Consider the following 12812-nt stretch of genomic DNA (forward strand, 5'->3'; position numbering starts at 1 on the left):
AGGGTCTGTTCTGTTGCGTTTTCGCCTTCTGCAGGGGCTATTCAACGTGGGTCACCAGGCCTCAGCTAGATTCCTGTCTACACAGGAATGACGGTAGCTATGAATTAGCCTATTTAAAAAATATCGCACCTGAAACCATCGTCATCCGAAGCCATTGTCATCCAAGACTATCGTCACCCCAGCGAAGACAGGGGTCTACTCAACATGGTTCAGCAAGCCTCAACTAGATTCCTATCTGCACAGGAATGACGGTAGCTATGAACTAGCCTGATTAAAAATATCGTTACGTGCAGCTATCGTCGCCCGAAACCATTATCACTCAAGATCATCCTCTCCCGAAGCCAATATCACCCAAGGCTATCGTCACCCCTGCGAAGGCAGGGGTCTACTCAACATGGGTCTCCAAGCCTCAGCTAGATTCCTGTCTACACAGGAATGACGGTAGTTCGAAAATTCAGATACAAAAAAGGCGCCTTTCGGCGCCTTTTGTCATTTCTTTCTACGATTACTCGTCAGAAGAGAAACCTGCGTTTAGTAGCGCAGCTAGGTTATCCGTCGCTTGTTCAGCTGATGGACCTTCCTGAGCTTCGTCACGCTTAGCTTGACGGTCTTGGTGATACGCAAAACCAGTACCAGCTGGGATCAGACGACCCACGATAACGTTCTCTTTCAGACCACGTAGGTCATCACGCTTACCAGATACCGCAGCCTCTGTTAGTACGCGCGTCGTTTCTTGGAACGATGCCGCAGAGATGAACGATTCTGTCGCTAGAGATGCCTTAGTGATACCTAGTAGGTCACGCTCAAAACGTACAAGTTCTTTGCCTTCAGCTTCTAGCTGACGGTTTGCGATCTTAACGCTTGAGTATTCAACCTGCTCGCCTGGTAGGAACTCAGAGTCACCTGCATGCGTGATTGTACACTTACGTAGCATTTGACGAACGATAGTCTCGATGTGCTTATCGTTAATCTTAACACCCTGAAGACGGTATACTTCTTGAACTTCGTTCGCGATGTATGCTGTTACAGCGTGAATACCACGCAGACGTAGAATGTCATGCGGAGTTTCTGGACCATCAGCGATTACGTCACCACGCTCAACGCGCTCACCTTCGAACACGTTTAGCTGACGATGCTTAGGAATCATCTCTTCGTAGTTATCGCCACCATCACGAGTGATGATTAGACGACGCTTACCTTTCGTCTCTTTACCGAATGAAACGGTACCAGAGTGCTCAGCAAGAATTGCTGGCTCTTTTGGTTTACGAGCTTCGAATAGGTCCGCAACGCGAGGTAGACCACCGGTGATATCTTTGTTACCGCCAGATTTTTGTGGGATACGTGCTAACGTGTCACCCACACCTACTTCTGCGCCATCTTCGATGTTCACAATCGCTTTACCTGGTAGGAAGTAAAGTGCTGGCATTTCTGTGCCTGCGATCATTACGTCTTTACCATGCTCATCAACAAGTTTGATAGCTGGACGCATATCTTTACCTGCTGCTGGGCGAGCGGCTGCTTCTGTTACTTCGCTTGAAGATAGACCCGTTAGGTCATCTGTTTGACGAGAAACAGTTACGCCATCGATCATGTCTACGAATTGGATACGACCCGCTACTTCAGTAATGATTGGCAGCGTGTGCGCTTCCCAGTTCGCTACTGTTTCACCAGCTTGAACTGCATCGCCATCACCTTTAGTTAGCAATGAACCGTAAGGAAGTTTGTGCTTCTCTTTAGTACGGCCAAACTCATCGATAATCGTCATTTCTGACGCACGAGAGGTGATAACCAGTTTCTTATCTTTGTTGATAACAAACTTAGCGTTGTGAAGCTTCACAGAACCTGTGTTCTTCGCCTGGATGCTGTTCTCTGCAGCTGCAGTAGATGCCGCACCACCGATGTGGAACGTACGCATCGTAAGCTGTGTACCCGGCTCACCGATAGACTGAGCAGCGATAACGCCCACTGCTTCACCTTGGTTCACTAGGTGACCACGTGCTAGGTCACGACCGTAACACTGTGCACAACAACCGAAGTCTGCATCACAGGTAACTACTGAGCGCACTTTCATGCTATCTACAGAGTTATCTTCCATGATCTGACACCACTTCTCATCAATTAGAGTGTTACGTGGAATCAGAACATCTTCAGTACCTGGCTTAAGAACGTCTTCAGCAACTACACGACCAAGCGCTAGCTCAGAAAGTGCAACTTTAACGTCACCACCTTCGATATGAGGCATCATATCGATACCTTCGTGCGTACCACAGTCGTGCTCGTGAACAACTACGTCTTGAGCAACGTCTACTAGACGACGAGTTAGGTAACCCGAGTTCGCTGTCTTCAGTGCCGTATCCGCAAGACCCTTACGAGCACCGTGCGTTGAGATAAAGTACTGAAGTACGTTTAGACCTTCTTTAAAGTTCGCAGTGATCGGTGTTTCGATGATTGAGCCATCTGGACGAGCCATCAGACCACGCATACCAGCTAGCTGACGAATCTGAGCTGCAGAACCACGAGCGCCCGAGTCAGCCATCATATAGATGCTGTTGAATGACTCTTGTTGCTCTTCCGCACCTTCACGGTTAATTACCGTTTCAGATGAAAGGTTGTCCATCATCGCTTTCGCTACGCGATCGTTGGTCGATGCCCAAATATCGATCACTTTGTTGTAGCGCTCACCCGCAGTTACAAGACCAGATTGGAACTGTTCTTGAATTTCGCGAACTTCTTCTTCCGCTGATTCGATTTCGTCGTACTTCGCTTGAGGTACAACCATGTCATCGATACCAACTGATACACCAGAAAGTGCAGCGTATGCAAAACCTGCGTACATCACTTGGTCAGCAAAGATTACTGTATCTTTCAGACCCAGCTTACGGTAAGCCTCGTTAAGTAGGTTAGAGATTTGCTTCTTACCTAGCTTTTGGTTTACCAAGCTGTATGGAAGACCTGCAGGAACGATTTGCCACAGCATTGCACGACCGATAGTCGTATCGACCATCTTCGTTTCTGTTGTGCTGTTGCCATCTTCGTCCACTACCGTTTCAGTGATACGTACTTTAACGCGAGCGTGTAGCTCTGCGCTCTTAGTACGGTATGCCTTCTCAGCCTCTTCAGGGCCAGCAAGGTACATACCTTCACCTTTCACGTTGATCTTTTCACGAGTCATGTAGTAAAGACCCAATACAACGTCCTGAGAAGGTACGATGATCGGATCACCTGACGCTGGCGACAGAATGTTGTTTGTCGACATCATCAGTGTACGAGCTTCAAGCTGTGCTTCTAGAGTTAGAGGCACGTGAACCGCCATTTGGTCACCATCGAAGTCCGCGTTATACGCCGCACACACTAGTGGGTGTAGCTGAATCGCTTTACCTTCGATTAGTACTGGTTCGAACGCCTGGATACCAAGACGGTGAAGTGTTGGTGCACGGTTCAATAGTACTGGGTGCTCGCGGATTACTTCGTCTAGGATATCCCAAACGATCGCTTCTTCGCGCTCTACCATCTTCTTAGCTGCTTTGATTGTCGTCGCCATGCCACGAGTTTCTAGCTTGCTGTAGATAAATGGTTTAAATAGCTCTAGTGCCATCTTCTTAGGAAGACCACACTGGTGCAGACGAAGGTATGGACCTACTGTGATTACAGAACGGCCAGAGTAGTCTACACGCTTACCAAGTAGGTTCTGACGGAAACGACCTTGTTTACCCTTGATCATATCAGCAAGAGATTTCAGAGGACGCTTGTTCGAACCTGTAATTGCACGACCGCGACGACCGTTATCTAGAAGGGCATCAACAGACTCTTGCAGCATACGCTTTTCGTTACGTACGATGATGTCTGGAGCCGCTAGCTCTAGAAGACGCTTCAAACGGTTGTTACGGTTGATTACGCGACGGTATAGATCGTTCAGATCAGACGTTGCAAAACGACCGCCATCTAGTGGTACTAGAGGACGTAGATCTGGCGGAAGAACCGGAAGCACAGTTAGAATCATCCACTCAGGGTTGTTACCTGATGCGATGAACGCTTCAACTAGCTTCAGACGCTTAGTGATCTTCTTACGCTTAGTTTCTGAGTTAGTAGACTCAAGTTCTTCGCGCATCATCTCTGCTTCAGCGTGCATGTCCATAGTGGCAAGCAGATCTTTGATCGCTTCTGCACCCATCTTAGCAGTGAATTCGTCACCCCATTCTTCTAGACGATCAAGATACTCTTCTTCAGTTAGCATCTGACCTTTTTCTAGATCCGTCATACCTGGTTCAGTTACTACGTACATTTCGAAGTAAAGAACACGCTCGATATCACGTAGCGGGATGTCCATTAGCAAACCGATACGAGATGGTAGCGATTTTAGGAACCAGATGTGAGCGACAGGAGACGCAAGCTCGATGTGGCCCATACGGTCACGACGAACTTTAGTTTGCGTTACTTCAACGCCACACTTCTCACAGATAACACCACGGTGTTTCAGACGCTTGTATTTGCCACAAAGACATTCGTAGTCTTTAACTGGACCAAAAATACGCGCACAGAACAGACCATCGCGCTCAGGTTTGAACGTACGATAGTTGATCGTCTCAGGTTTTTTAACTTCACCAAAAGACCATGAACGAATCATGTCTGGTGAAGATAGACCGATTTTGATTGCATCAAATTCTTCGGTCTTATGCTGTGCTTTTAGAAAGTTTAATAAGTCTTTCACAATCAGCTCCTGTAAGGAGTTTAAAAAGGTGCTCGCTTGGTCAGCAAACCTGCGCGAGCCCCTTTTCTACCAGATAATCCTGATGGATTATTCGTCTTCTAGCTCGATGTTGATACCTAGCGAGCGGATCTCTTTCAACAGTACGTTGAACGATTCTGGCATGCCAGGTTCCATGCTGTGGTTACCATCGACGATGTTCTTATACATCTTCGTACGGCCGTTAACGTCATCAGACTTAACCGTTAGCATTTCTTGAAGCGTATATGCTGCACCGTATGCTTCTAGTGCCCATACTTCCATCTCACCGAAACGCTGACCACCGAACTGAGCTTTACCACCAAGTGGTTGCTGAGTTACTAGGCTGTACGAACCAGTTGAACGAGCGTGCATCTTGTCATCAACAAGGTGGTTCAGTTTCAGCATGTACATGTAACCTACAGTTACAGGACGCTCAAACGCATCACCAGTACGACCGTCAAACAGAGTTAGCTGACCAGATTCTGGCAAGTCACCCAGTTTTAGAAGTTCTTTGATAGACTTCTCAGACGCACCGTCAAAGACAGGTGTAGCAATCGGTAGACCGCCACGTAGGTTCTTAACCAGAGTACGTACTTCGTCATCAGACAGTGATGCAATATCAACGTTCTGACGAGTACCACCTAGATCGTAAACCTTCTGCAGGAATTCGCGGAATTTCGCTAGCTCTTGCTGCTCTTTAACCATCTGGTTGATCTTGTCACCGATACCTTTCGCTGCCAAACCTAAGTGAACCTCAAGGATCTGACCGATGTTCATACGCGAAGGTACACCCAGTGGGTTAAGTACGATGTCGACAGGTTGACCCTTCTCATCGTAAGGCATGTCTTCAACAGGGTTGATCTTAGAGATTACACCCTTGTTACCGTGACGACCCGCCATCTTATCACCAGGCTGGATACGACGTTTAACCGCTAGGTAAACTTTAACAATCTTAAGAACGCCAGGCGCTAGGTCATCACCTTGAGTGATCTTACGACGCTTAGTTTCAAACTTCTTATCAAAGTCTGCACGTAGCTCGTCGTACTGCTCTGCAAGTTGCTCAAGCTGAGATTGCAGTGCATCGTCTTCTAGCGTTAGTTCTAGCCACTTCTTACGATCGATAGTATCTAGTTTAGCGTCAGAGTAACCACCTTGAAGTAATACAGCTTTCACACGGTTTAGAAGGCCACCCTCAAGAATCTGGAATTCTTCAGTTAGGTCTTTCTTCGCTTCTTTCAGCTGCATTTGCTCGATTTCTAGAGCACGCTTGTCTTTCTCTACGCCATCGCGAGTGAAGACTTGAACGTCAATGATGGTACCTGAAACAGAGTTAGGTACACGTAGTGAAGTATCTTTAACGTCAGATGCTTTTTCACCGAAGATCGCACGTAGTAGCTTCTCTTCAGGAGTTAGCTGAGTTTCACCTTTAGGCGTTACTTTACCAACTAGGATGTCACCACCCTTAACTTCAGCACCGATGTAAACGATACCTGACTCGTCTAGTTTAGACAGAGCAGACTCACCTACGTTTGGAATATCCGCTGTGATCTCTTCAGAACCCAGCTTAGTATCACGTGCCACACAAGAAAGCTCTTGGATGTGGATAGTCGTGAAGCGGTCTTCTTGAACTACGCGCTCAGATACTAAGATCGAGTCTTCGAAGTTGTAACCGTTCCAAGGCATGAACGCGATACGCATGTTTTGACCAAGCGCTAGTTCACCAAGGTCTGTTGAAGGACCATCAGCAAGAACGTCACCACGTGCTACTGGTTCACCAGGTAGTACAGTTGGGCGCTGGTTAATACAAGTGTTCTGGTTAGAACGCGTGTACTTAGTTAGGTTGTAAATGTCGATACCTGCTTCGCCAGGGATCAGCTCGTCTTCGTTAACTTTGATAACGATACGAGAAGCATCTACAGACTGAACTGTACCGCCACGTTTAGCTACTGCTGTAACACCAGAGTCAACCGCTACATTGCGCTCGATACCAGTACCAACTAGAGGCTTGTCAGCCTTAAGTGTTGGAACAGCCTGACGTTGCATGTTCGCACCCATCAATGCACGGTTCGCATCATCGTGTTCTAGGAACGGGATAAGCGATGCAGCGATAGATACTACTTGGTTTGTCGCAACGTCCATGTAGTTAACATGGTCGCGTGGGTGAAGACCAGATTCACCTTTTTGACGTGCAGTGATTAGCTCGTCAGCAAAAGTACCTTCTTCAGTTAGCGCAGCGTTAGCCTGTGCGATAACGAATTGGCCTTCTTCGATTGCTGATAGGTAATCAACTTCGTCAGTTACTACACCATCTACAACGCGACGGTATGGCGTCTCTAGGAAGCCGTACTCGTTACAACGCGCAAACGCAGATAGAGAGTTAATTAGACCGATGTTCGGACCTTCAGGTGTTTCGATAGGACATAGACGACCGTAGTGAGTTACGTGTACGTCACGTACTTCGAAGCCAGCACGCTCACGAGTAAGACCACCAGGACCCAATGCAGAAATACGACGCTTGTGCGTAACTTCTGAAAGCGGGTTGTTTTGGTCCATAAACTGAGAAAGCTGTGAAGAACCGAAGAATTCTTTAACTGCCGCAGAAATAGGCTTAGCGTTGATTAGGTCTTGAGGCATGATTGCATCAAGGTCACCTAGGCTCAAACGCTCTTTTACTGCACGTTCAACACGTACAAGACCAACACGGAATTGGTTCTCAGCCATTTCACCTACAGAACGGATACGACGGTTACCTAGGTGGTCGATATCATCAACTTCACCAATACCGTTACGGATCGCGATAAGCTTCTTCATCACTTCGATGATATCAGTCTCATCAAGCGTACCCTGCTCTAGGCCATCTTCACGACCGATAGAGCTGTTAAACTTCATACGACCAACAGTCGATAGATCATAACGCTCTTCAGAGAAGAATAGGCTTTCGAATAGTGCTTCTGCAGCTTCTTTTGTTGGCGGCTCACCAGGGCGCATCATGCGGTAGATTTCTACCAGCGCAGAGATGCGGTCTACCGTGCTGTCGACACGTAGTGTGTCAGACATGAACGGACCGTGGTCTAGATCGTTCGTAAATAGAACTTCTAGTTTCTTAACGCCTGCCTGAGATAGGTTCGCTAATGCTTCTAGGCTGATCTCTTGGTTTGCACCAACGATGATCTCACCTGTCGCTTCATTGATGTAGTCTTTAGAAGCTACTTTACCTACGATGTACTCGACAGGTACTTCAATGAACTCAACGCCATCTTTTTCAAGTTGACGGATGTGACGAGCAGTAACACGACGACCAGTCTCAACATAAGTCTTGCCATTGGCTTCGATATCGAATGAAGCAGTCTCACCACGTAGACGCTCAGGTACCAACTCCATAAGTAGAGTTTGGTCTTTCACTTCGAAGTTTACTTTTTCGAAGAAGATATCGAGGATTTCTTCCGACGTCTTACCTAGTGCACGAAGAATGATCGATGCTGGTAGTTTACGACGACGGTCAATACGTACGTATAGGTTATCTTTCGGGTCAAACTCGAAGTCGAGCCATGAACCACGGTAAGGAATAACACGTGCGTTATAAAGAACTTTACCTGAAGAGTGAGTCTTACCCTTATCGCTGTCGAAGAACACGCCTGGGCTTCGGTGCAGCTGGGATACGATAACCCTCTCGGTACCATTGATAACGAAGGTACCATTGTCAGTCATAAGCGGAATTTCGCCCATGTAGACTTCTTGTTCTTTAATGTCTTTTACAGTACCTGCCGGTGCGTCTCTATCAAAGATAACTAGGCGCAGTTTTACGCGTAGTGGTTTTGAATAGGTAACGCCACGAATTTGACATTCTTTAACGTCAAATACTGGCTCACCAAGACGGTAGCTAACGTATTGCAGCTCAGAATTGCCGTTATAGCTCTGAATCGGAAATACAGAACGAAAAGCAGCTTCAAGTCCATATTGTCCTTCAGGATCCTGTTCGATAAATTTGTCGAACGAATCGAGCTGGATCGATAGCAGGTATGGAATGTCCAAAACTTGTGGACGAGTACCAAAGTCCTTACGGATGCGCTTTTTCTCGGTATAAGAGTAAACCATGGGGTTCCTCAGCTCGCTGATAAGTGACCCAAACTGCCCGTCCATCCTAGTTACTTAAGGTGGAGTATGGGGCAGTGACTAACAACTGTTTACTGTAGTGACGTTAACTCAAGCGTCGAGCAACGTTTTTTGCATGGTGCGTAGATGCTTAAACAGCAGGAAAATTCATCTACGCCCTACAGCGCAAAAAGGCCGGTGGTCAATAAACCACCAGCCATTAGCCTGTTAGGCTAAGAAATTAAGTAATAATTACTTAACTTCAACAGAAGCACCAGCTTCTTCTAGCTGAGCTTTAAGAGCTTCAGCTTCAGCTTTGTCAACGCCTTCTTTTAGAGGTGCTGGAGCTGAGTCTACAAGACCTTTAGCTTCTTTAAGGCCTAGACCTGTTGCGCCACGTACCGCTTTGATAACAGCAACTTTGTTACCGCCAGCAGCAGTTAGGATTACGTCGAATTCAGTTTGCTCAGCAGCAGCTTCGCCACCAGCAGCACCGCCAGCTACAACAGCAGCTGCAGCAGATACGCCGAATTTCTCTTCCATAGCTTCGATAAGCTCAACAACTTGCATTACAGACATTTCTGCAACTGCGTCTAGGATTTGCTCGTTAGTAATAGACATAACAATTCTCTTTTAAGTCAACAATAAGTTTATTTTGCAACCAGTAAAAAGCAAGCTGATTAAGCAGCTTCTTCTTGCTTCTGGTCGCGTAGTGCAGCGATAGTACGTACCAGCTTGCCTGCAGAAGCTTCTTTCATGCACATCATTAGGCGTGCAATTGCTTCGTCGTAAGTTGGTAGTGTCGCTAGTACTTCAGCATCAGTAACCGCGCCTTCAAATGCAGCAGCTTTGATCTCGAATTCTTTGTTCTCTTTAGCGAAGTCTTTGAAAAGACGCGCTGCAGCACCTGGGTGCTCGTTAGAGAATGCAAGTAGAGTTGGACCAGTGAAAGTGTCAGTTAGACACTCATACTCAGTACCTTCTACTGCACGGCGTGCTAGAGTGTTACGAACAACTCTCATGTAAACACCCGCTTCACGCGCTTGTTTACGTAGAGAAGTCATCGCGCCTACTTCAACGCCACGAGAGTCAGCTACAACTGCAGAAAGTGCACCACTGGCTGCTTCGTTGACTTCAGCAACAATTGCTTTTTTGTCTTGAAGGTTTAAAGCCATCTTGGATTTACTCCTGGTTGTTTTTACACCACCCGAAATCTTCACGATTTTGGGAGTTCATACGGTGCTTTTTCCAGAAGAAAGATAAACGTTAAGTTCAACTTCCTTTCAGTCTGGCACCATCTACGTAGGTATGATTAAGTTCTTTTCAGAACGCCTACGGTCTTGGACGGAGGCTAAATTCCCTAAGGAGTTTCAGCCCCAACCACAAATTTGATAGGCGCAAAATTATACATAATTTCTGCGCCTATGCAAGCAATTAAGCTTGAGTGTTTAGTGTAGATTGATCTACAGAAACACCAGCACCCATAGTAGTAGAGATGCTTACTTTCTTCAGGAAAGTACCTTTCGCTGAAGACGGCTTCGCTTTCTTAAGCGCAACTAGTAGAGCTTCTAGGTTCTCTTGTAGTTGGTTCGCTTCGAAATTCACTTTACCGATAGTAGTGTGAATGATGCCGTTTTTGTCGTTACGGTAACGAACCTGACCAGCTTTAGCGTTCTTAACAGCTTCAGCAACGTTAGGAGTTACAGTACCAACTTTAGGGTTTGGCATAAGACCGCGAGGACCTAGGATAGTACCTAGTTGACCAACAACACGCATTGCATCTGGAGAAGCAACAACTACGTCGAAGTTCATTTCGCCTTTCTTAACTTGCTCAGCAAGATCTTCCATACCAACGATGTCTGCGCCAGCTTCTTTAGCTGCTTCAGCGTTTGCACCTTGAGTGAACACTGCAACACGGATTTCGCGGCCAGTACCGTGAGGTAGTACAGTTGCACCACGTACGTTCTGGTCAGATTTACGAGCATCGATGCCTAGGTTAACAGCAACATCTACAGACTCAACGAATTTAGCAGTTGCTAGTTCTTTAAGAAGAGCTACAGCTTCGTTGATTTCGTATTCTTTAGTTACTTCAACTTTTTCGCGGATAACGCGCATACGCTTAGTAAGTTTTGCCATGATCTTAACCCTCTACCACTAGGCCCATTGAACGAGCAGTACCCGCAATAGAACGCTTCATCGCTTCAATGTCAGCACCAGTCATATCAGCAGCTTTAGTTTCTGCGATTTCTTGGATTTGAGCGTCAGTCACTGTACCCACTTTTTCAGTGTTAGGACGACCTGAACCAGACTTAACGCCAGCAGCTTTCTTAAGAAGAACAGCAGCAGGTGGAGTCTTAGTTACGAACGTGAAAGAACGGTCGTTGTAAACAGTGATAACTACTGGAGTCGGTAGACCTTTCTCAATAGATTCTGTTTTTGCGTTGAACGCTTTACAGAATTCCATGATGTTCACACCGTGTTGACCTAGAGCAGGACCAACCGGTGGACTTGGGTTTGCCATACCAGCTGCAACTTGCAGTTTGATATAAGCTTCAACTTTCTTAGCCATGATATTTCCTAATTTTGGGTTCAAACGCCATCCGAGTGGAAAGCTCCCCGTGTTTTGATAAAACTTTCTACAGTCAGTGCTGTAAAAAGGCGCGAAATTATAAGCATAATTCGCGCCCTATTCAACCCTAAAAAGGTGATTTTTTATACTCTTTAAAATCGAGTATTAGTCAAGCTTATCCACTTGACCGAATTCAAGCTCAACTGGTGTTGCACGACCAAAGATCGATACAGACACTTTTACGCGGCTCTTATCGTAATCCACTTCTTCAACAGTACCGTTGAAGTCAGCAAATGGACCTTCATTGACACGTACCACTTCACCCGCTTCGAACATTGTTCTTGGACGAGGAGCTTCACTAGCCTTCTCTAAACGATTTAGGATAGCGTCAGCTTCTTTATCAGTGATAGGTGCAGGACGGTCAGAGGTACCACCAATGAAGCCCATGACACGTGGCACACTGCGTACTAAGTGCCAAGACTCATCGTTCATGATCATCTGAACAAGAACGTAGCCTGGGAAGAACTTACGCTCGCTTTTACGGCGTTGGCCTGCGCGCATTTCCACAACTTCTTCAGTCGGTACTAGCACTTCGCCAAAGTACTCTTCCATTGCGTGCATTTTAATATGTTCGCGAAGAGACTGAGCCACACGTCCTTCAAAACCAGAAAAGGCTTGAACTACGTACCAGCGTTTTTTCGGAGCTTCACTCATGAATTAACACCCTCTATAACCCGGTTATGAATGCAACAAGACGAACCATAATGCCGTCGATACCCCATAACGCAAGCGCCATTACAATACTTACTGCAAGGACAATCAGCGTAGTTTGCATTGTTTCTTGGCGTGTAGGCCAAACTACTTTGCGAACTTCTACGCGAGCTTCACGTGCGAACGTGATCGCTGCCTTACCTTTTGTTGTTGTAGCTGCTACACCAAGTGCCGCAGCAATCAATACAACTACACCTGCAGCGCGAAGAACTACAGAAAGTTCTCCATACAGGTAATTACCCACAACAGCGGCGGCTAGCAGAGCAAAAGCGACAATCCACTTCATTACATCTGCTGCATTTGAGCTATCAGGAGTTTCAGCGTTTGCTTTCATAAAACCAACCTGTGACAAGTCTAACTAGACGACAACAACCCCGCTGCTGCAGGGCTTATTCCTTTAATGTTGATTAAATTTGAGTCAAACCAACATTTTAGCCAAAGGCTCAGGTAGAAATTACTTTCCAACTCAACCCTTAAAATCCTTTCTAAATTCATACAATGAGCAGTCACTGAATGAATTTTGCGCCTCTATATATAGTAGCGCAGAAAAAGGGCATCAAATGATGCCCTTTTTAGCATTGCTTAGTCAAATCTTATTCAAAGATTTTCCCAGAGCTTGCGACAATTCGAAGAATTAGTCGAAGATCTTAGCAA

Annotated in this window: 8 protein-coding genes; all 8 read right to left on the minus strand. The window is 46.3% G+C overall.

Translation table 11 applies throughout. The annotated features are described in order from the left end of the window. Positions 1-505 precede the first annotated feature (505 nt). The 8 genes from rpoC to secE all read right to left on the minus strand — a co-directional run bounded on the left by rpoC (position 506) and on the right by secE (position 12492). On the minus strand, positions 506-4708 hold the full coding sequence (gene rpoC, locus HW45_RS26745) for a DNA-directed RNA polymerase subunit beta' (protein WP_038231057.1): 4203 nt from the start codon (positions 4706-4708) through the stop codon (positions 506-508). Between the two features lie 87 nt (positions 4709-4795). Continuing rightward, positions 4796-8821, minus strand: coding sequence for a DNA-directed RNA polymerase subunit beta (rpoB, locus tag HW45_RS26750; protein ID WP_038231060.1), 4026 nt, complete (start codon positions 8819-8821; stop codon positions 4796-4798). Between the two features lie 249 nt (positions 8822-9070). Then, positions 9071-9439, minus strand: coding sequence for a 50S ribosomal protein L7/L12 (rplL, locus tag HW45_RS26755; protein WP_031493851.1), 369 nt, complete (start codon positions 9437-9439; stop codon positions 9071-9073). A 59-nt stretch (positions 9440-9498) separates the two neighbouring features. Next, positions 9499-9993: a 50S ribosomal protein L10 gene (gene rplJ, locus HW45_RS26760; RefSeq protein WP_038231063.1), complete on the minus strand. Its 495-nt coding sequence runs from the start codon at positions 9991-9993 to the stop codon at positions 9499-9501. Positions 9994-10252: 259 nt separating this feature from the next. Then, positions 10253-10954 carry a 50S ribosomal protein L1 gene (rplA, locus tag HW45_RS26765; RefSeq protein ID WP_031496662.1) on the minus strand — a complete coding sequence of 234 codons (702 nt, stop codon included), beginning with the start codon at positions 10952-10954 and terminating at the stop codon, positions 10253-10255. Positions 10955-10958: 4 nt separating this feature from the next. After that, positions 10959-11387 (minus strand): 50S ribosomal protein L11, encoded by a 429-nt coding sequence (rplK, locus tag HW45_RS26770; RefSeq protein ID WP_008078231.1) that lies wholly within the window; start codon positions 11385-11387, stop codon positions 10959-10961. A 165-nt stretch (positions 11388-11552) separates the two neighbouring features. Next, positions 11553-12101, minus strand: a complete 549-nt coding sequence (gene nusG / locus HW45_RS26775; protein ID WP_031496663.1) for a transcription termination/antitermination protein NusG — start codon at positions 12099-12101, stop codon at positions 11553-11555. A gap of 13 nt (positions 12102-12114) precedes the next feature. Further along, positions 12115-12492 carry a preprotein translocase subunit SecE gene (secE, locus tag HW45_RS26780; RefSeq protein WP_031496664.1) on the minus strand — a complete coding sequence of 126 codons (378 nt, stop codon included), beginning with the start codon at positions 12490-12492 and terminating at the stop codon, positions 12115-12117. Positions 12493-12812: the final 320 nt, after the last annotated feature.

The sequence above is a fragment of the Vibrio sp. ER1A genome (assembly GCF_000733315.1).
Taxonomy (GTDB): domain Bacteria; phylum Pseudomonadota; class Gammaproteobacteria; order Enterobacterales; family Vibrionaceae; genus Vibrio; species Vibrio mediterranei.

Coding starts and splice junctions, on each gene's coding strand:
- rpoB (WP_038231060.1), bottom strand. CDS start 8,821: ATGGTTTACTCTTATACCGAGAAAAAGCGCATCCGTAAGGACTTTGGT.
- rplL (WP_031493851.1), bottom strand. CDS start 9,439: ATGTCTATTACTAACGAGCAAATCCTAGACGCAGTTGCAGAAATGTCT.
- rplJ (WP_038231063.1), bottom strand. CDS start 9,993: ATGGCTTTAAACCTTCAAGACAAAAAAGCAATTGTTGCTGAAGTCAAC.
- rplA (WP_031496662.1), bottom strand. CDS start 10,954: ATGGCAAAACTTACTAAGCGTATGCGCGTTATCCGCGAAAAAGTTGAA.
- rplK (WP_008078231.1), bottom strand. CDS start 11,387: ATGGCTAAGAAAGTTGAAGCTTATATCAAACTGCAAGTTGCAGCTGGT.
- nusG (WP_031496663.1), bottom strand. CDS start 12,101: ATGAGTGAAGCTCCGAAAAAACGCTGGTACGTAGTTCAAGCCTTTTCT.
- secE (WP_031496664.1), bottom strand. CDS start 12,492: ATGAAAGCAAACGCTGAAACTCCTGATAGCTCAAATGCAGCAGATGTA.